An 18,567-nucleotide genomic window follows, 5' to 3' on the forward strand; every position below is an offset into this window, starting at 1 on the left:
ATGATCGGAAGAACTGATCTCCGGTTTTCCGAAGAGATCATGCTCAACCAAACGCTGCGCCGCTTGTCGCGATGAACCGCCTCCAGCTCCTTCGTGCCCGCGCGCGCCTTCGCGACGCCGTCAAGCCCGTGGGCGAGGCGGCGGTGGGCGCGCTGACGATCGCTCTGTTGCGCACCACGCGCTGCTTCGATCCGTTCAAGACTGCCGATTTCTTCGGGCGGGCCGCGCATTTCATCGGTCGCAGGCTGCGTGAGGACCGGATCGGTCGCGAGAATCTGAAGGCCGCGTTTCCGGAAAAATCGCCTGAGGAGATCGAGAAGATCCTGGCCGGTGTCTGGGACAATCTCGGCCGCATCGGCGCCGAATTCGCCCATCTCGACCATATCTGGGACTACGACCGCGACCATCCCGAGAACAGCCGTATCGAATTGTCGCCGCGGACCATGGAGCTGTTCGATCAGATCAGGGACGACGGCAAGCCGGCGCTGATCTTTGCCGCGCATCTCGGCAATTGGGAATTGCCGGCGCTGGCGGCGGTTGCTCACGGGCTCGACACCGCGATTTTGTTCCGCCGGCCGAATAGCGAAGCCGCCGACCGTGCGATCGAGAAGATCCGCGCGATCAAGATGGGCACGCTGATCCCCGCAGGCCGCGACGCGCCGCTCCGGCTTGCGCAGGCGCTGCAAGACAACAAGCACGTCGCCATGCTCGTCGACCAATATCTGACCAACGGGGTCGAGGTTACCTTCTTCGGCCGCAAGACCAAGGCCAACCCGACGCTGGCGCGGCTCCGACGTCAAGTGGAATGCCCGATCCACGGCGCCCGCATCATCCGCCTGTCCGACAACCGCTTCCGCGGCGAGCTGTCGGAGGAAGTGAAGCCCGTGTTCGACGCGTCCGGGCAGATCGATATTCAGGGCACGATGCAGGCCGTCACCAACGTGATCGAAGGCTGGGTGCGCGAATATCCGGAACAGTGGCTCTGGCTGCACCGCCGCTGGCGGTGAGATCCATCACAGTTCTTGAACGGCTAGGCTCTCAACGGCCGCATCCTGATGCGACCTGCTTCCACTACCGAGAAATGGCCGGCCCAATCATTGCGCGACATAATCAGCGCGGCCAACACGCGACCAACCTCTTGAGGCCGAGGCATTGGGATTCGTAGCAAAATGATTCCGCTCGCCGGCGGCAGTCCCGAATTCTTGGCCAGTTCGCCAAAGTCCTTGTCGAAAGTGAGCAGTACCCGACTGTCGCGAACAGCCCACTCCAATCGGAACTGTCCGGAGCCTCGGTTCCGATCCAGATCACATCATTTCCGGCTGCCCTGAGGGCAGCTACCCCTGCCGCCGGAATATTTTCATTGGCAAGAAAACGCATCAAGCCGCGCTCGGATACACCTTTTCGGTGCTCAGCACATCGCGTGCATAGGCGAGGCACGCGATAAAGTCGTCGTGCGTGAGATTTGGATAGTTGGCGAGAATGTCGGCCTCAAGCCATCCATTTACCAGCAGGCCGATCACAAACTCTACCGAAAGCCTGGTGCCCCGGATAACCGGCTTACCTGCAAGGACGTCGGCAGACAGAGAAATGCGAGGATGCTCCATCGTCGTAGCCTTTTGTGGTTCGAGCTGACTTTACTCGAATCCTGCATTCAGCGCGATCTCGGAATCTCGAGGTTCCGGATTCGATGCTTCCCAGCGCCCCGGAATGACGCTTAGCCTCACTTCCCCGTCTTCACCCTTGTCCAGAGCCGGTTGATGATCCGCTGGGTGGCCGGGTCGCGCGCGGTGATGACGAACAGTTTCTTCTGGGTCGCTTCGTCCGGGTAGATGTTCTTGTCGTTGAGAATCTTCGGATCGATCAGCTTCTGGCTGGCCAGGTTGCCGTTGGCGTAGGACAGGAAGTTCGAGTTCTTCGCAGCGACGTCCGGCCGGTAGAGGTAGTTGATCAGCTCATAGGCCTCGGCGACGTTCTTGGCGTCCGAAGGAATCGCGAGATTGTCGAAGAACATCTGCGCGCCCTCTTTCGGGATGGCGTAGCCGATTTCGATGCCGTTCTTGGCTTCGACCGCGCGGCTGCGCGCCTGCATGATGTCGCCCGACCAGCCCACCACGAAGCAGATCTCGCCGGAGGCGAGCGCGCTCAGATATTCCGAGGAATGAAACTTGCGAACATAAGGCCTGATCTTGCTGACGAGGTCAGCGGCCTTCTCGAGATCGGCTTGCTTGGTGGAGTTCGGATCAATGCCGAGATAGTTCAAGGCCGCGGGCAGGATGTCGTCAGCGGAATCAAGCATATGGATGCCGCAATCCTTGAACTTCGCGAGATTCTCCGGCTTGAACACCATGTCCCAGCTATCGATTCTGGCGTCGGGGCCGAGAATCTTCTGCGTCATTTGGACGTTGTAGCCGATGCCGGTGGTGCCCCACATGTAATTGGCGGCGTAGTTGTTGCCGGGATCGTAGGTCGCGAGCTCTTTGGTCACCACCGGCCAGGCATTGGCGAGATTCGGCAGTTTCGATTTGTCGAGCTTGAGGAAGACCTTTGCGGTGATCTGGCGCTGCAGGAAATAGCCGGTCGGCACCACGACGTCGTAGCCGGACTTGCCCGCGAGCAGCCGCGTTTCCAGCGTCTCGTTGGCGTCGAAGGTGTCGTACACCACCCTGATGCCGGTCTCCTTGGTGAAGTCCTCCAGCACACCCGGCGCCATATAGTTCGACCAATTGTAGAAATTGACCGTGCGTTCCTCGGCGCGGGCGGATGAGGAGACGAGCAGAGCCGCGGCAAACAGGGCGGCGAGACAAATTGAATGACGGCCCTGCCCGTGCATCTCTCTACCTCTTTCGACGGTGCACCGCGTCCGACAGACGCTCGAGCGCAGTGTCGAGGGTTGCATCCTTCTTTGCAAAGCAAAAACGTACGACCGAGGTCACCGCGTCCTTTTCGTAGAAGGCCGAGACGGGGATCGCCGCCACCTTGTAGTCGGTCACGATGCGCCGGCAGAACGCCTCGTCGGTCTCGTTGAGCCCGAGCGGAGACAGGTCGACGGTGAGGAAATAGGTACCTTGCGATTTCAGGACGGGAAAGCCGAGGCTCTCCAGTCCCTTTGTCAGCCTATCCCTGCTCCGCGCCAGATCCTTGCGCATGTCGTGAAAATACGCATCCGTCTTGCCGAGCCCATAGGCTACCGCCGCCTGCAGGTTGGGCGCGGTGGTGAAGGTAAGGAACTGATGCACCTTGGCGGCAACCCGCAGAAGCGGCGGCGCGGCGCAGACAAAACCGATCTTCCAGCCGGTGAGTGAAAAGATCTTGCCGGCGCTACCGACCTTGATGGTGCGGTCCCGCATGCCCGGCAGCGTGATCAGCGGGATGTGCTCGCGGCCATCGAAGATCACGTGCTCCCAGACCTCGTCGCAGATCGCGACCACGTCGAACTCCTGGCAGAACCGCGCCAGCAGTTCGAGGTCCTCGCGCGGATAGACCACGGCGGACGGATTGAGCGGATTGTTGAACAGCACCGCCTTGGTCTTGTGATTGAAGACGCTCCGCAGCATCTCCTCGTTCAAGCGCCAGTGCGGCGGCTCCAGCCGCAACAGGCGCGGAATGCCTCCGGCCTGACGGATGATCGGTAGATAGGAATCGTACACCGGCTGGAAGACGACCACTTCATCGCCCGGTTCGACCACGGCCAGGATCGATGATGTCAGCGCCTCGGTGCCGCCCGAGGTCACCATGACTTCCGTCATGGGATCGAGGTCAAGTCCGTGCCAGCGGCCGTAATGGGTCGCGATCGCCTGCCTGAGCTCGGGGATGCCCATCATCGACGGGTACTGGTTGTAGCCGTTGACGGAAGCGTCCGCGGCCGCGCGGCGGATGTCTTCCGGACCGGGATCGTCCGGAAAGCCCTGGCCGAGATTGATGGCATTATTGTCGCGCGCGAGCTGCGACATCGCTTCGAAGATGGTGACGGGAAGGTCTGCGAAGACCTTGTTCATGGAAGTCATGGAAAGGTCAGCCGCCCGTCTTGGTCGGCAATCCCGCAGCCTTCCAACCCAACATGCCCCCTGCCAGATGCTTGTCGCAAGGCAACCCCGCCGCCTGCGCCGCGAGCGATGCCGTCACCGAGCGCTTGCCTGAGCGGCAGGCAAACACGACCTCTTTGCCCTGCGGATCCGGAATCTCGTCCGGATCAAACGTCGACAGCGGCACGACGACGCCATCCGGATAGGCCTCGGCGGCGACCTCGTTGGGCTCGCGGACGTCGACCAGGAGATAGCGTCCATCCGCTATCCCGTTCGACACCTCCTGGGGCGTTAGATCATGCACCTTGTGGTCGGCCACGCGCGTTCTCCAGACAATTCTTGGGCTCAGTTCCTGGGCTCAGCCGGCCCCCGTTTCGGGCGCAAAGTCGCCTCTTGCGCGGGGAAAATCAAGCACCGCAAACAGCTTAGGACCAGCAAAAAGCTAGATCGTGACCTGCGTTCCGACCTCGACGACGCGGCCGGTCGGGATCTGGAAATAGTCGGTGGCGTCGTTGGAGGCGCGGCTGAGCGCGATGAACAAATGGTCCTGCCAACGCGGCATGCCGGAATGCGCGGCGGGCTTGAGCGAGCGCCGCGACAGGAAGAACGAGGTCGACATGATGTCGAACTGCCAGCCGAGCTTGCGGGCGATCGCCAGCGTCTTCGGCACATTCGGCGATTCCATGAAGCCGAAGCGCAGCGTCACCTTGGAGAAAGTCGGGCTGATCTGCTCCATTCGCACCCGCTCGGACGGGTCGATCCGCGGCGTCGGCGCGGTCTCGATGGTGAGAATGACGTTCTTCTCATGCAGCACTTTGTAGTGTTTTAGACTATGCATCAGCGCGGTCGGCGCGCTGGCGGGATCGCTGGTCAGGAACACCGCCGTGCCCGAGACGCGCTGCGGTGGCCGCTTCTCCAGCATCGCCACCAGATCGGCGAGCGGGAATTCCAGCTTGCGCGACTTCTCGAACAACAGCCGGCTGCCGCGCCGCCACGTGATCATCAGCGCCATCACGGCGCCGCCGAGCGCCAGCGGCACCCAGCCGCCCTCAAGCACCTTCAGAAGGTTTGCCGTCAGGAAGGTGAAGTCGAGAAACAGGAAGGGCGCGATCAGCGCGGCGGCGGCGATCGGCGACCATCGCCAAACCTTCCACACCACGACAAAGCCCATCATGCCCGTGACCACCATGGTGCCGGTCACCGCGATGCCATAGGCCGCGGCCAGCGCGCTGGAGGAGCGGAACATCAGCACCAGCAACAGCACCGCGATGAGCAGCATCCGGTTGATGCGGGGAATAAAGATCTGCCCCGAATGGGCTTCCGAGGTATGGCGAATCTCGAAACGCGGCAGCAGGCCGAGTTGGATCGCCTGGCGCGTCAGCGAATAGGCGCCGGTGATGACGGCCTGGCTGGCAATGACGGTCGCGACGGTGGCAAGCACGACCATCGGGATCAGCGCCCAATCCGGGAACATCAGGAAGAACGGATTCTCGATCGCCTTGGGATCGACGATGACGAGCGCGGCCTGCCCCATATAATTCAGCACCAGCGCCGGCAGGACGATGAACATCCAGGCGAACTGGATCGGCCGTTTGCCGAAGTGACCGAGATCGGCATAGAGCGCTTCCGCGCCGGTGACGGCGAGAAACACCGCGCCGAGGGTGACGAACCCGATCACACCGTGATGAAGCATGAAGGAGACCGCATACAGCGGATTAAAGGCCAGAAGGACCTCGGGATGCTTGATGATCTGCGGCACGGCTGCAATCGCCAGCACTGCAAACCAGACGCACATGATCGGTCCGAAGAATGCGGCGACCCGCGCTGTGCCATGGGATTGCACGGCAAACAGCACCACCAGGATCAACGCCGTGACCGGCACGACATAATGTTCGAAGGTCGCGGTGACGAGCTTGATGCCTTCGATCGCCGACAGCACCGACAGCGCCGGCGTGATCACCGCGTCGCCGTAGAACAAGGCCCCGCTGATGATGCCGAGCATCACGACCGCGCCGGCGCCCTTGGTAACGGCGCGTTCGGCCAGCGCCATCAGCGCCAGCGTTCCACCCTCGCCATGGTTATCGGCGCGCAGCAGGATCACCACATATTTGAGCGTGACGACGACAATCAGCGCCCACAGGATCAGGGAGAGCACGCCGAGCACCGCCTGCGTCGTGGCGACGCCACTGTGCTCGCTGGCCGCCACAACGGCTTCGCGCAGGGCATAGAGCGGGCTGGTGCCGATGTCTCCGTAGACGACGCCGATGCTGCCGAGCGTCAGCGCTCCGAACCCTGCCGTGGAATGCGCCTCTCCATGTCCACTTGCCGCGGGCGTTTCCGCCGCGGTGACCGCACTCTCGGACGACATGGGAGGGAGCCTCTATTGTTCACTGCACAATGAAACAGCGCGGCAGGCCTATATCCTCGCTCGAATGCATAGGTTAGGCGAGAAATGGGTTGCCGCCATGCATTTTACACATAGCTCGGTCGTTTAACCAGCCACAATCGTGCGGCGGTCAAATAGTTACCTGGGTGCCGACCTCAACCACCCGCCCCGTCGGAATCTGAAAATAGTCGGTGGCGTCGTTGGCGGAGCGGCTCATGGCGATGAACAAGTGATCCTGCCACAGCGGCATGCCCGACTGCGCCGCGGGCTTGAGAGACCGCCGCGACACGAAGAATGACGTCGCCATGATATCAAACTGCCAGCCGAGCTTGCGGGCGATCACCAGCGCTTTCGGAACGTTCGGCGACTCCATGAAGCCGAACCTGAGGCGCACCTTGGAAAACTTGTCGCTGGTGCGTTCCATGTAGACGCGCTCGGAAACATCAACGCGCGGCGTCTGCGCCGTCTCGATGGTCAGGATGACATTCTGCTCGTGCAGCACCTTGTTGTGCTTGAGATTGTGCAGCAGCGCGGTCGGCACGAAGCCGGGATCGCTGGTGAGGAAAACCGCGGTGCCCTTGACGATGTGCGGCGGCCGCTTCTCCAGGCTCTTGATCAGGTCGTCAAGCGGCACCTCGATGCGCCGGGTCTTGGCGATCAGGATGGCCGTCCCGCGCCGCCAGGTCCAGATCATGGCCGCCATGGCTGCGCCGAACAAAAGCGGCACCCAGGCGCCCTCGAACAGTTTGAGGAGATTGGCGCTCAGGAACGTCATGTCGACCACCACGAACGGCACGATCACCGCGGCCGCGGTCGCTGCGCGCCAGTTCCACAATTTCCAGATCACCACAAAGCCCATGATGCCGTCGGCGACCATGGTGGTCGAAACAGCGATGCCGTAGGCCGATGCCAGTCCGCTCGAGGTGTGGAACATCAGCACCAGCAAGAGGACGCCGACCAGCAGCAAGCGGTTGACGCGCGGCAGATAGATTTGCCCGGCATGGGACTCCGAGGTGTAGCGGACCTCGAAACGCGGCAGCAGACCGAGCTGCACCGCCTGCCGGACCAGCGAATAGGCGCCGGTGATGACGGCCTGGCTCGCGATCACGGTGGCCGCGGTCGAAAGCACCACCAACGGCAGCAGCAGGAAGTCGGGAACCATCCGATAGAACGAATTCTCGATCGCGGATGGATCGGAGAGCACCAGCGCCCCCTGCCCAAAATAATTGAGCAGAAGCGACGGCAGCACGAAGAACAGCCAGCCGGACTGGATCGGCTTGCGGCCGAAATGGCCGAGATCGGCATAAAGCGCCTCGCCGCCGGTGACGGCCAGGAACACCGCTCCCAGCGTCACCAGCCCGATGGTGCCATGCGTGAGCAGGAACTGGAGCGCGTAATAGGGATTGATCGCCGCCAGTACAGATGGGTCATCCTTGATGTGGACCAGCCCCATCACGGCGAGCGTGGCGAACCAGACCACCATCACCGGCCCGAAGGCGGAGGCTACCCGCCCGGTGCCGATGCGCTGGACCGAGAACAAGACGACCAGGATGACGATCGTGACGGGCACTACGTAATGTTGGAGTGCGGGCGTCGCGAGCTTGAGGCCTTCGACCGCCGACAGCACGGAAATCGCCGGCGTGATCATGGAATCGCCGATGAACATCGAGGCGCCGACCACGCCGAGCGCTAGCAACAGCCAGCTTCTCCGCCCCAGCGCGCGCTGCCCCAGGGCCATCAGCGAGAGCGTGCCACCCTCGCCGTTGTTGTCGGCGCGCAGAAGCAGCAGCACGTATTTCGACGTGACGACAATGAAGAGCGCCCACAGGATCAGCGACAGCACACCCAGGACGATGATTCGGGATACCGGCTGTCCATGCGTCGCGCCGGCGACTGCCTCGCGGAACGCATAGAGCGGCGAGGTACCGATATCGCCGAACACCACGCCGATACTGCCGAGCGTCAAGGCCCAGAAGTTGGACGTGACCGGCCCTTCTTGGACCTCGCTGGATGAGACGCTGACAGCCATGGCGGGAGGAACGCCCCATCTGCTAGTTTGATCCGGCGCCGCTATCCACGCTTCCGCGTTCCCTGTCAACGGTTGCGGCGGCCGCGACAAGCGCGTAACGGTCTCGGGCTGGACAGGCGGCCGATAGTAAATTCGGCGGATTACGGCTTCAAGCCGGGCGGCAGCGGCGGATCCTCACGCATCAAGGTGATGGTGACGCGACGGTTTGCCGCGAGCGAAGGATCGTCCGGAAACAACGGCTGGCTGTCGGCCTTGCCCGAGACAGCGAAGATGTGCGAGGGGGGCAGCCCTTCGCGCTCCAGGATCTGGCGCACCGCGTTGGCGCGGTCCGCCGACAGGTCGAACGCTCCGTAGTCGCTGCGCGCCGGCACGAAACCGGCGGCGGTGTGGCCGACGATGGATACGCGCAGGGGCGTTGCCTTAAGCGGCCCGGCGAGCTTCTGGATCAGCCGCCGTGTCCGGTCGTAAGGTACCTTGGAGCCGTCGGCGAACATCGAGCGGCCGTCCTGGTCGATGATCTCGAGGTTGAGGCCCTCCTTGGTTTCCTCGAACATGATGTGCTTGGACATTTCGGTCAATTCCGGCATGTCCTGCAGCGCCTGCCGCAGCGAAGCGGACGCGAGCGCGAAGGCGCGGTCGGTGTGCAGCTTGGCGCCGTTCTCCTGGTTGCGCTCCTTTTCGTCGGGCGTCGGCTTGTCCGACGTCTCCTCCGGAGAGATATGCTCGACATTCTTCAACTTCGGCCGCGTCGGCAGGCCGTCGGATTCGATGATACCGGAATAGCGCACATTGGTCTGCGAGCCGAAGGCGTCGCGCATCGAGCCTGCGACGATCTTCAGCTTGTTGTTGTCCATGCTGGAGAAGGCGACGAGCATCACGAAGAAGCTCATCATCAGCCCCATCAGGTCGGCGAAGGTCACGAACCAGCCGTGACCTCCGGTATGTGCGTCGCCGCGCTTTTTCTTGGCCATCGGGTGAAGCTCCAGACCGCTGCCAGGCCGAAGGTCAGGCCGGCACCGGCTCGCCCTCTCCTTCGCGGTGCTTTTCCGGCAGATAGGCGAGCAGCATTTCGCGGACCAAAGCCGGGCTCTTCGAATCGCGGATCATCAGGATGCCGTCGATGATCAGGGTGCGATTGGTCTCCTCGTCGAGGAGCTTGCCGTGCAGCTTGTCGGCGATCGGCAGGCAGAACAGGTTCGCAACCAGCGCGCCGTAAAGCGTGGCCAGCAGCGCGGTCGCCATGAACGGGCCGAGCTTGGAGGGATCGGTCATGTTGGCGAACATCTGCACCATGCCGATCAGCGTGCCGATCATGCCGAAGGCCGGCGCGCAGTCGCCGATCGCGCGGTAGATCTTGCTGCCCTCGTCGAGATGCATCAGGAAATTGTCGCGGTCGCGTTCGAGATTGTCGCGGATGAATTCGAGGTCGTAGCCGTCGGCGACGTAGCGGATTCCCTTGGCCAGGAAGGGCTCGTTGGTCTCGACCTTTTCAAGGCCCACCGGCCCTTGCTTGCGGGCGATCTCGGCAATCCGGGCCAGCTCGTCGACGAGATCGCGCGCCGAAAGCCGGCTCATGGTGAAGGCGAATTTGGCGCCCAGCGGCAGGCCATGCAGGATCGCGGCCAATGGAAAGCGGATCATCGTGGCCGCGATCGATCCGCCGAAAATGATGATCATCGCATGTTCGGAAATGAACATGTGTAGGTCGCCGCCCATCAGCATCATCGCTGAGATCACGATGATGCCCATCACGAGCCCGACGCCCGTCATAATATCCATGGGAGACTCCAACGCGTACGCTACACACCGCCTGTCCTGGACGGTGCACGACCCAACCGCGGACCGCGCCGGAAAACCCTACGTGGCCGCCATTAAAGACCCGTAAAGGTTAAGCCGAAGAGGAACCCGTAAAATCCCGAGTGGCCGGATCAGGCCTGAGCGCAGCGCTGGTCTCAATCTTTCGCTAACCATAATCGCCGGCGCCGCTCAGTGACCGCTATCGAGCCCCGTGAGTTCGAGACTGAGCGCGCGCAGCCGTCTCCGCGCCGACGCCTCATAGGCCTGCGGATTGGCCCTGGCCTCGTTCATGCCGTTGAAGAACAGCCCGCTCTCATCGGCGACATCATCGCCCGACACCAGATGCAGGATCGCTTCGCCGCCCTGCTCGACGGTCGAGATCGGGGTGATGCCGCCGGCGCGCACCATCGTGGTGTTCATATAGGTTGCCGGGTGCAGCGAATTTGCGGTGACGCCCGAGGCTTTCAGCTCTTCTGCGAGATCGATCGTGAACATGATCTGCGCAAGCTTGCTCTGGGCATACGCGCGCGAGCCGCTGTAGTTCTTCGTGATCATCACGTCGTCGAAGTCGATCGGATGCTGGCCGAGCGAAGCGACATTGACGATCCGCGACGGCGCGCTCGCCTTCAACAGCGGCAGCAACAGACGCGCGAGCAGGAAACCCGCAAGGTAGTTCACGGCAAAGCGCAGCTCATAGCCGTCCCTGCTGGTCTGCCGCGCCGGTCCCTCGTTCTGCGAGCCGATCCCGGCATTGCTGATGAAGACGTCGAGCCGCTTGTGGTTCGCGAGCACGGCCTCGCCGAGCGTTCGCGTCTCGGCAAGCGAGGACAGGTCGGCCTGATAGAAAATGGGCTCGCGGCCTCCTGCCCGCCTGATCTCTTCGATCAGCGATGCCCCGCGCGCTTTGTCGCGCCCGTGGACCAGCACGCTGGTGCCGCCGATGGCGAGCCTCTTCGCAACGTAGCGGCCGACACCGTCGGTTGAGCCGGTGATGAACACGGTTTTGTCACGCATTTCCATCGCACACCTCCGGTCTCTGCCCGCGCGGGTTCCACACGGCGGTCGAAGGACAACTACACCCGTCTGCGGCGCTGCGCCACGGGTCAGAAACCTCCCGCGGGCAAGAGTGTTTTGCTATTGGTTGCCGCCAATAGCTGGCTCGTCAGCAGATGCTGCGCGGCTGCTATTGGGCGTTCGTTCATTCAAAGGGAACCGATGTTGGCCTCCAGTTCAAACTGGATCATGCGAAAATGCTCCGTCGCTGGAGCCTGTCGGTCTGTTCGCACTGTTCGGCGCCCTGACCGTGTTCCCTGCCATCCTGATGATCCGCGTGCTCGAACCCGAGCTCGTGCTGCCTGCGTTCAGCATCCTGCTGTTCGCGGAGGCCGCAGTGGCCGCCATCCTGGCGCGCCTGATCAGGGCTCAGGAGAACTCAGGGAAAGTCACGTGGTGGGATTTTGCCGGTGCATTCACCTTCATGGGGTGTGCAGCGGCAATCTTTGGCGAACCGGACCAGGCGGCGCTGTTCTTCGAGGAAGAAGCCGTCGCGCGTGCGAATTCGCGACCGTAACTAGAGCATGATCCGGAAAAGTGGAAACCGGTTTTCCGAAGAGATCATGCTCCAACTCAAAGAGATGAGATCATGATCCGTCTCATCGGATCATGATCTAAAGCGTACCAGGCCGGGCCCCTCTGGCAGCCGACAGGCTGCGATGTCGGACTGGAGTTAAGTTGGAGTGGCCCTGCTTTGATCTGCGGCATTGATCGCGGGACGTATCGGTGAATCCCTCACCGATGTGCGTCGCCATCAAGCCGGTATCTCATCCGGGTCACTCTCCAGACCAGAAGGGGAGCATGACCCGTGTCCGAATTTCTTGGCTTTGAATTTCTCACCGCGCTGTTGCAGGTCGTCCTGATCGACCTGGTGCTCGCCGGCGACAATGCCGTCGTGATCGGCCTTGCCGCAGCCGGCCTGCCCGAGAAGCAACGCAGCAAGGCGATCCTGATCGGCATTCTGGCAGCGACCGTGCTGCGCATCATGTTTGCCGTCGTGGCAACGCAGATCATGCAGATCGTCGGCCTCTTGCTTGCCGGCGGAATCCTGCTGTTGTGGGTGTGCTGGAAAATGTGGCGCGAGCTGCGCGCCACGGCGAAAGAGGAAGCCGACGCAGAGCTCGGTGGCGCGTCTGCAGACGGGGCGCCCCGGAAGACGCTCTTCCAGGCCACGACGCAGATCATCGTCGCCGACGTCTCGATGTCGCTCGACAACGTCCTGGCTGTCGCGGGAGCGGCCCGCGAGCACCCGAGCGTGCTGATTTTCGGCCTGATCCTCTCCATCGCATTGATGGGCGCAGCCGCGACCTTCATCGCGCGGCTGCTGCAGAAGCATCGCTGGATCGCCTATGTCGGCCTCGCCGTCATCCTCTATGTCGCCATTGACATGGTCATTCGCGGCGCCCACGACGTCGCCAAGGTCGCGGCGCTCTGAGCCGCGACCTATTGGAGTTAGTGGATCTCGGCCGAGCGCTTCAGTGCTTCCTTCAGCTTCTCGAGCGAGAAGTCCGGGCTGCGCGCGATCTCCAGGATCGGCGTCTCGCGACGCGCGCAGAGTTCGGCCGCATCCGGCAGCTTGGCGGCGACATCGTTCGGGATCACGATCGCACCATGGCTGTCGGCATGGATAAGATCGTCGGAGCGCACGGTCATGCCGGCAACCCGCACCTCGCCGCCGAAGCTCTCGGCATGCACCCAGGCGTGCGACGGGCCGATCGATCCGGCGAGCGCCTGGAAGCCCGGCGCCCATTGCGGGATGTCACGGATCGAGCCGTCAGTGATCACACCGAGACAGCCGAGCGCCTTGTGCACATTGCTCTGCACCTCGCCCCAGAACGCACCATAGCCGACATCGGCGCCATCGATATCCTGGATCACGGCGATGCGCGGACCAAAGCCGGTGCCGACATATTCGTAATATTCGATGCGGCGCTTGGCCTGCTCGGCCGCCGGCAGACCGGATTGCAGCACGGAGCGGATCGTCACGGTGCGGGCATAGCCGACAATCGGCGGCAGGTCCGGGAACGGGCAGACCAACGGCTTGGTGGTGTAGCCGATCAACCGCCGTTCCGGGGCGACGATCTCCATCGCATTGCAGATCGTCGGCGTGTCATAGCGCGCCAAGGCTTCGAGGACGGACGCGGGCAGCGGGGCAGTGACGGCTTTATTCACGGCGTTTCTCCTGGCAAATGGACGCTTCTTGACGAGACGATCTTGGCCCATGCCTATAGCCGAGATCGGCCGTGAACCCAACCAAGCTTCCGCTCATGGCTGATATTTGGGGGAAAGCCAACTGCCGCCCCTCATGGTGAGGAGGCGCGTCTTCGCGCCGTCTCGAACCATGAGGCTCCGTCTGTGGCCTCATCCTTCGAGACGCTTGCTACGCAAGCTCCTCAGGATGAAGGTCGAGCATTATTCAATTAAGCCGCGCCGGACGATCGTCGTGGTCGGTGTCAGTGACGCCCGGATAGCTCGGCGAGGGAGTTGGCGACGTCGAGGCCTCGGCCGGCACAGCGGCCTGCGCCTCCGCGGCGCGCGCGTGGTCGCGATAGGTTTTCCAGCCCCATGGCAGGCTGATTAGATATAGCACCGAGCCCGCGGAGAGGATGTGCCAGGGATAGCTGACCAATAGCGCGATGAAGAACACCACCGACACGAACACCGGCAGCAGCATTTCCGGCGGCACCCGCATGCGCATTGTCTTGCCGGAAAACACCGGCAGGCGCGACACCATCAGGAACGCGATCAGGAGCGTGTAGAAGGCCGTCAGCATCGTCGGCGGCGTAGTGATGCCCAGGAAGCCCAAATAGACCGGCAGCAACACCGTGATGGCGCCAGCTGGCGCCGGCACGCCGGTGAAATAATTCGCCGCGAATGCCGGCTTGTTTGGATCGTCGATCGAGGCGTTGAAGCGGGCGAGCCGCAGCCCGCCGCTGATCGCGAACACCATGGCCGCAATCCAGCCGCCATTGCCCAATTCGTGCAGTTGCCAGAAATAGAGGATCAGACCAGGCGCCACGCCGAAATTGACGAAATCCGCGAGGCTGTCGAGCTCGGCGCCGAATTTCGACTGGCCCTTGATCAGGCGCGCGATGCGCCCGTCGATGCCGTCAAGCGCTGCAGCGAACACGATCGCCGCGACCGCGAGCTCCATCCGCCCTTCGGTCGACAGGCGGATCGCGGTCAGGCCGGCACAGATCGCGAGCAGCGTGATGACATTGGGCACCAGCAACCGGACCGGAATCTGGCGAAACCGCCGGCGGCGCAGTTCCGGGTATTTGGAATCGATCGGCATCATGGCTCGCGATTATATAGCAAGCGCCGGCGCCCTCCGCCATTGCAGCGGCAAGGCGCCGCAATTGGCGGTGCCGATGGTTAATCGGCCCGGTACGTCCACCCCGGCTCGGGGGTGCGGAAATCGGCCAGAACGGTCTCGCCCGCGATCGCCGTCTGGCCCTCGGATACCAGCGGCTTGGTGCCTTCGGGCAGGTAGACATCGAGCCGCGAGCCGAACCGGATCAGGCCGAACCGTTCGCCGGCGCCGATTGACTGGCCTTCGCGTACGAAGGAGACGATGCGCCGCGCCACCAGGCCTGCGATCTGGACCACGCCGATGCGGCCGTTGGGCGTCGAGATCACGAGCGAGTTGCGCTCATTGTCCTCGCTGGCCTTGTCGAGCTCCGCATTGATGAAGACGCCCGGCCGGTAGGCGATCCGGTCGATGCGCCCCGCAACCGGACTGCGGTTCACGTGACAGTTGAACACGCTCATGAAGATCGAGACCCGCGTCAGCGGCCGGTCGCCTAGCCCCAGTTCGGCCGGCGGCAGGGCTTGGGTGATCATCGAGACGCGCCCGTCGGCGGGCGCCACCACCAGCCCGTCCCGCACCGGCGTCACCCGCACCGGATCGCGGAAGAACAGCGCGCACCAGACCGTCAGCACGGTCCCGATCCAGCCCAGCGGCGTCCAGATCCAGAACAGGATCAGGCTCGCCAGCGCGAAGCCGCCGATGAACGGATAGCCCTCAGGATGAATGGGCGGAATCTGCGCGCGGATGGAATTGGCGATCGACATCGAATCTCACTCGGTTTTCCGGTCCTAGAGCATGATCCGGAAAAGTGGAAACCGGTTTTCCGAAAAGATCATGCTCAAACAAAGAGATGAGAGCCTGATCTGATTCCGTCTAATCGGATCAGGCTCGCGACGGAGATGGAGCCTATTCGGCGGCCGTCGGCAAGGGCTTCTCGACGGGATCAGGCTCGGGTTCGTCGACCGGCGGCGGCTCGCGGTTCGGCGCCTCGCTTCCGTCGTCGACCATCGCCAGCTTCTCCCGCGCCTCCTCGGCCTCGCGCTGCCGGTTCCACATACTGGCATAAAGCCCGCCCTGCTCCAAAAGCCGGGGGTGGGTTCCGCGCTCGGCGATGCGGCCCTGGTCGATGACGATGATCTCGTCGGCGCCGACGATGGTCGAGAGCCGGTGCGCGATCACCAGCGAGGTGCGGTTGCGCGAGACCCGCTCGAGCGCAGCCTGGATCTCATGCTCGGTGTGGCTATCGAGCGCGGACGTCGCCTCGTCCAGCACCAGGATCGGCGGCGCCTTCAGTACCGTGCGGGCGATCGCCACCCGCTGCTTCTCGCCGCCCGACAGCTTCAGGCCGCGCTCGCCGACCTGGGTCTCGTAGCCCTTTGGCGACATCCGGATGAACGTATCGATCTGCGCGAGCTTCGCCGCCTCTTCCACCTCGGCATCGTCGGCATCCCAGCGGCCATAGCGGATGTTGTAGCGGATGGTGTCGTTGAACAGCACGGTGTCCTGCGGCACCATGCCGATCGAGGCGCGGAGCGAATTTTGCGTGACGTTGCGGATGTCCTGGCCGTCGATCAGGATGCTGCCGCTGGAGACGTCGTAGAGACGGAACAACAGCCGCGAGATCGTGGACTTGCCGGCGCCCGAGGGACCGACGATCGCGACCGTCTTGCCGGCCGGCACCTCGAAGGAGAGGCCTTTCAGGATCGGGCGATCAGGCTCGTAGGCGAACCGCACGTCCTCGAACCGCACGCTGCCCGCCGTCACCACGAGCGGCTTGGCATCGGCTGCGTCCTTGATCTCCGCCTTGCGCGCAAGCACGCCGAACATCTTCTCGATGTCGATGATCGCCTGCTTGATCTCGCGATAGACCATGCCCATGAAATTGAGCGGTTGGTAGAGCTGGATCATCATGGCGTTGACCAGCACGAAATCACCCACCGTGTTGCTGCCATTGCGGATGCCGATCGCGCACAGCAGCATGATCGCCGTCAGGCCGGCGGTGAAGATGATCGCCTGGCCGGTGTTGAGGATCGCCAGCGACGTATAGGTCTTGATGCTGGCGTGCTCATAGCGCTCCATCGAGCGGTCGTAGCGCTCGGCCTCGCGCGCCTCGGCGCCGAAATATTTCACGGTCTCGTAGTTGAGGAGCGAGTCGATCGCCTTGGTGTTCGCTTCGGTGTCGGAGTCGTTCATCTTGCGGCGGATCTCGATCCGCCACTCGGTCGCGACATAGGTGTAGTACATGAACGCCGCGACAGTGATCACGACGACGCCGACATAGCGCCAATCGAACTGCCAAAGCAGCACGGCCGTCAATAGCGCAACCTCGACCACCGTCGGGATCAACTGCAGGATCACCATCCGCACGATGGTCTCGATGCCGGTGCGGCCGCGTTCGAGGATGCGCGTCAGTCCGCCGGTCTTGCGTTCCAGGTGAAAGCGCAGCGACAATTCGTGCATGTGCACGAAGGTGAGATAGGCAAGCCGCCGCACCGCATGCATGGCGACGCGCGCAAAGATGCCGTCGCGCCATTGCGTCAGCACCGCCATCAGGACACGCACCGCGCCGTACCCAGCCGTCAACAGGAGCGGCGAAGCGATCAGCCAAATCGTCCAGTTCGACGATTGCAGCGGCGCGCTGGGCGTGCCGTTCAGCGCGTCGATCGCCCATTTGAAGGTGAAGGCCACTGACAGCGTCGCGAGCTTGGCGAGGAGCAGAAGCACCATCGACCACAAGACGCGCATCTTCAGATCAGTGCGGTCGCCAGGCCAGATATAGGGCCACAGATGCGCGAGCGTACCGACCAGGGTGGCCTTCTCGGCTCTGTTTGCGTCGGCAGATGACATATCGTTCAGGCGCAGTTGGGGTTGGGACGACATTAAGCCATCGCCGACGTCAGGACGGCGCGCCGGTTCGCTGTCATGTGATTTGCATGGATCCGCATTGTGCCCGTCATATAGGGGATTTTGACCTCGCGGAAACCCTCATGGAGTGGATCTTTCACGATTTTCAGCGATTTACGCCACTTTTACGCCACGACACGTGAAATGCCGGGCTTGACGTTTTTTTCGTTGCAGTGCCACATGAGCGGATGAACCAAATCAGACCTATGAACCAGATCAAAACCGTCTGCGTCTATTGTGGCTCCGGCCCCGGCACCAGCCCCAGCTTTGTCGAAGCAGCCAACGCGCTCGGAAGGATCTTTGCCGAGAGTGATATCCGCCTCGTCTATGGCGGCGGCTCGATCGGACTGATGGGCGCGGTCGCGACCTCCACGCTCGACCATGGTGGCAAGGTCACCGGCATCATCCCGGATTTTCTCCGCGCCCGCGAGAACGCGCTCACCCGCGTCCAGGAGATGATCGTCACACCCGACATGCACGAGCGCAAGCGGCTGATGTTCGAGCGCTCGGACGCCTTCGTGGCGCTGCCCGGCGGCATCGGCACGCTGGAAGAGCTGGTCGAGCAGCTCACCTGGCAGCAGCTCGGCCGGCACACCAAGCCGGTGCTGCTCGCCAATATCGACGGCTTCTGGGAGCCGCTGCTCGCGCTGCTCGATCATATGCGCTCGACGGCCTTCATCCGCCCGACGCTGCCGCTCGAGGTGCTGACGGCCGACCGCGTCGAGGACATCGTGCCGCGCCTGCGCGCCGCTGCCGCGCGCGCGCCCGAGGCCGGCAAGGAACTCGCGCCGGACGTGGCGCGGCGACTGTAAGAGCATGATCCGGAAAAGTGGAAACCGGTTTTCCCTCGCGACAAACGCGAAGCGTTTGCGCGGAGATCATGCTCCAACGAAGAGGCTCACTCGCTCGGAAACGTCACCGCCTCGATGCGGTTGCCGTCGGGATCGGTGACGAACGCCGCGTAGTATCTGACACGGTCGTGCGGGCGCGAGCTATGGCGGAATCTGGGTGATGACGGCCTGAGAAGGGCGGCGTATCGAGGCGGGTAACCAGCCAGCCAGAACCT

18 protein-coding genes and 1 pseudogene are annotated in these 18,567 nt (G+C 62.9%); 4 read left to right on the forward strand and 15 right to left on the reverse strand.

From position 1 onward, the window contains the following. Positions 1 to 71: 71 nt before the first annotated feature. Positions 72 to 1,007, forward strand: a complete 936-nt coding sequence (locus tag ACZXDY_RS16475) for a lipid A biosynthesis lauroyl acyltransferase (RefSeq protein ID WP_464346210.1) — start codon at positions 72 to 74, stop codon at positions 1,005 to 1,007. 23 nt (positions 1,008 to 1,030) lie between these two features. Here the strand turns inward: ACZXDY_RS16475 and ACZXDY_RS16480 are convergent, their stop codons facing one another. The 10 genes from ACZXDY_RS16480 to ACZXDY_RS16525 form a co-directional block, all read right to left on the reverse strand. Then, on the reverse strand, positions 1,031 to 1,270 hold the full coding sequence (locus tag ACZXDY_RS16480; protein ID WP_464346211.1) for a DUF5615 family PIN-like protein: 240 nt from the start codon (positions 1,268 to 1,270) through the stop codon (positions 1,031 to 1,033). Between the two features lie 106 nt (positions 1,271 to 1,376). After that, on the reverse strand, positions 1,377 to 1,604 hold the full coding sequence (locus ACZXDY_RS16485) for a DUF433 domain-containing protein (RefSeq protein ID WP_464346212.1): 228 nt from the start codon (positions 1,602 to 1,604) through the stop codon (positions 1,377 to 1,379). A 116-nt stretch (positions 1,605 to 1,720) separates the two neighbouring features. Further along, positions 1,721 to 2,830: a polyamine ABC transporter substrate-binding protein gene (locus ACZXDY_RS16490; RefSeq protein WP_464346213.1), complete on the reverse strand. Its 1,110-nt coding sequence runs from the start codon at positions 2,828 to 2,830 to the stop codon at positions 1,721 to 1,723. A gap of 4 nt (positions 2,831 to 2,834) precedes the next feature. Beyond that, entirely contained in the window at positions 2,835 to 4,004 is a 1,170-nt protein-coding gene (locus ACZXDY_RS16495; protein WP_028166499.1) for an aminotransferase, read from the reverse strand. A gap of 7 nt (positions 4,005 to 4,011) precedes the next feature. Further along, the gene (locus ACZXDY_RS16500; protein WP_464346214.1) at positions 4,012 to 4,341 is read right to left on the reverse strand and encodes a rhodanese-like domain-containing protein; all 330 of its coding nucleotides are present in this window, start codon (positions 4,339 to 4,341) and stop codon (positions 4,012 to 4,014) included. A gap of 123 nt (positions 4,342 to 4,464) precedes the next feature. Next, the gene (locus ACZXDY_RS16505; protein WP_028166501.1) at positions 4,465 to 6,390 is read right to left on the reverse strand and encodes a potassium transporter Kup; all 1,926 of its coding nucleotides are present in this window, start codon (positions 6,388 to 6,390) and stop codon (positions 4,465 to 4,467) included. A gap of 148 nt (positions 6,391 to 6,538) precedes the next feature. Next, on the reverse strand, positions 6,539 to 8,437 hold the full coding sequence (locus ACZXDY_RS16510) for a potassium transporter Kup (RefSeq protein ID WP_464346215.1): 1,899 nt from the start codon (positions 8,435 to 8,437) through the stop codon (positions 6,539 to 6,541). A gap of 140 nt (positions 8,438 to 8,577) precedes the next feature. Next, positions 8,578 to 9,408, reverse strand: coding sequence for an OmpA/MotB family protein (locus ACZXDY_RS16515; protein ID WP_028166503.1), 831 nt, complete (start codon positions 9,406 to 9,408; stop codon positions 8,578 to 8,580). A 34-nt stretch (positions 9,409 to 9,442) separates the two neighbouring features. Then, entirely contained in the window at positions 9,443 to 10,216 is a 774-nt protein-coding gene (locus ACZXDY_RS16520; RefSeq protein ID WP_028166504.1) for a motility protein A, read from the reverse strand. A gap of 207 nt (positions 10,217 to 10,423) precedes the next feature. Beyond that, positions 10,424 to 11,254 carry an SDR family NAD(P)-dependent oxidoreductase gene (locus ACZXDY_RS16525; RefSeq protein ID WP_464346216.1) on the reverse strand — a complete coding sequence of 277 codons (831 nt, stop codon included), beginning with the start codon at positions 11,252 to 11,254 and terminating at the stop codon, positions 10,424 to 10,426. Positions 11,255 to 11,555: 301 nt separating this feature from the next. On the opposite strand from ACZXDY_RS16525, the gene ACZXDY_RS16530 reads away from it, so the two are divergent. Together ACZXDY_RS16530 and ACZXDY_RS16535 are read left to right on the forward strand one after the other, a co-directional pair. Further along, positions 11,556 to 11,804 (forward strand): hypothetical protein, encoded by a 249-nt coding sequence (locus ACZXDY_RS16530; protein WP_464346217.1) that lies wholly within the window; start codon positions 11,556 to 11,558, stop codon positions 11,802 to 11,804. 291 nt (positions 11,805 to 12,095) lie between these two features. Beyond that, complete coding sequence (locus ACZXDY_RS16535; protein WP_028166507.1) at positions 12,096 to 12,722, forward strand: TerC family protein; 627 nt, start codon at positions 12,096 to 12,098, stop codon at positions 12,720 to 12,722. Positions 12,723 to 12,739: 17 nt separating this feature from the next. Here the strand turns inward: ACZXDY_RS16535 and ACZXDY_RS16540 are convergent, their stop codons facing one another. From ACZXDY_RS16540 to ACZXDY_RS16555, 4 genes are all read right to left on the reverse strand, one after another. Continuing rightward, positions 12,740 to 13,459: an RraA family protein gene (locus ACZXDY_RS16540; RefSeq protein ID WP_028166508.1), complete on the reverse strand. Its 720-nt coding sequence runs from the start codon at positions 13,457 to 13,459 to the stop codon at positions 12,740 to 12,742. 244 nt (positions 13,460 to 13,703) lie between these two features. After that, positions 13,704 to 14,585 (reverse strand): CDP-diacylglycerol--serine O-phosphatidyltransferase, encoded by an 882-nt coding sequence (pssA, locus tag ACZXDY_RS16545; protein WP_464346218.1) that lies wholly within the window; start codon positions 14,583 to 14,585, stop codon positions 13,704 to 13,706. Positions 14,586 to 14,662: 77 nt separating this feature from the next. Next, positions 14,663 to 15,361, reverse strand: a complete 699-nt coding sequence (locus ACZXDY_RS16550; protein WP_028166510.1) for a phosphatidylserine decarboxylase — start codon at positions 15,359 to 15,361, stop codon at positions 14,663 to 14,665. 142 nt (positions 15,362 to 15,503) lie between these two features. Then, on the reverse strand, positions 15,504 to 17,477 hold the full coding sequence (locus ACZXDY_RS16555) for an ABCB family ABC transporter ATP-binding protein/permease (RefSeq protein ID WP_464346219.1): 1,974 nt from the start codon (positions 17,475 to 17,477) through the stop codon (positions 15,504 to 15,506). 230 nt (positions 17,478 to 17,707) lie between these two features. Here ACZXDY_RS16555 and ACZXDY_RS16560 point away from each other — a divergent pair, with 230 nt between their 5' ends. Continuing rightward, complete coding sequence (locus ACZXDY_RS16560; RefSeq protein WP_028166512.1) at positions 17,708 to 18,313, forward strand: LOG family protein; 606 nt, start codon at positions 17,708 to 17,710, stop codon at positions 18,311 to 18,313. A gap of 86 nt (positions 18,314 to 18,399) precedes the next feature. On the opposite strand, the pseudogene ACZXDY_RS16565 reads toward ACZXDY_RS16560, so the two are convergent. Then, a pseudogene (locus ACZXDY_RS16565) lies at positions 18,400 to 18,489 on the reverse strand (VOC family protein); the annotation flags it as partial. Positions 18,490 to 18,567 lie beyond the last annotated feature (78 nt).

The sequence above is a fragment of the Bradyrhizobium sp. LeoB3 genome, assembly GCF_055456055.1.

Bases quoted from the DNA above. Each gene is read 5' to 3' on its own strand.
- ACZXDY_RS16475 (WP_464346210.1), top strand. From the start codon at position 72: ATGAACCGCCTCCAGCTCCTTCGTGCCCGCGCGCGCCTTCGCGACGCC.
- ACZXDY_RS16485 (WP_464346212.1), bottom strand. From the start codon at position 1,604: ATGGAGCATCCTCGCATTTCTCTGTCTGCCGACGTCCTTGCAGGTAAG.
- ACZXDY_RS16490 (WP_464346213.1), bottom strand. From the start codon at position 2,830: ATGCACGGGCAGGGCCGTCATTCAATTTGTCTCGCCGCCCTGTTTGCC.
- ACZXDY_RS16495 (WP_028166499.1), bottom strand. From the start codon at position 4,004: ATGACTTCCATGAACAAGGTCTTCGCAGACCTTCCCGTCACCATCTTC.
- ACZXDY_RS16505 (WP_028166501.1), bottom strand. From the start codon at position 6,390: ATGTCGTCCGAGAGTGCGGTCACCGCGGCGGAAACGCCCGCGGCAAGT.
- ACZXDY_RS16510 (WP_464346215.1), bottom strand. From the start codon at position 8,437: ATGGCTGTCAGCGTCTCATCCAGCGAGGTCCAAGAAGGGCCGGTCACG.
- ACZXDY_RS16515 (WP_028166503.1), bottom strand. From the start codon at position 9,408: ATGGCCAAGAAAAAGCGCGGCGACGCACATACCGGAGGTCACGGCTGG.
- ACZXDY_RS16520 (WP_028166504.1), bottom strand. From the start codon at position 10,216: ATGGATATTATGACGGGCGTCGGGCTCGTGATGGGCATCATCGTGATC.
- ACZXDY_RS16525 (WP_464346216.1), bottom strand. From the start codon at position 11,254: ATGGAAATGCGTGACAAAACCGTGTTCATCACCGGCTCAACCGACGGT.
- ACZXDY_RS16530 (WP_464346217.1), top strand. From the start codon at position 11,556: ATGATCCGCGTGCTCGAACCCGAGCTCGTGCTGCCTGCGTTCAGCATC.
- pssA (WP_464346218.1), bottom strand. From the start codon at position 14,585: ATGATGCCGATCGATTCCAAATACCCGGAACTGCGCCGCCGGCGGTTT.
- ACZXDY_RS16550 (WP_028166510.1), bottom strand. From the start codon at position 15,361: ATGTCGATCGCCAATTCCATCCGCGCGCAGATTCCGCCCATTCATCCT.
- ACZXDY_RS16555 (WP_464346219.1), bottom strand. From the start codon at position 17,477: ATGTCGTCCCAACCCCAACTGCGCCTGAACGATATGTCATCTGCCGAC.
- ACZXDY_RS16560 (WP_028166512.1), top strand. From the start codon at position 17,708: ATGAACCAGATCAAAACCGTCTGCGTCTATTGTGGCTCCGGCCCCGGC.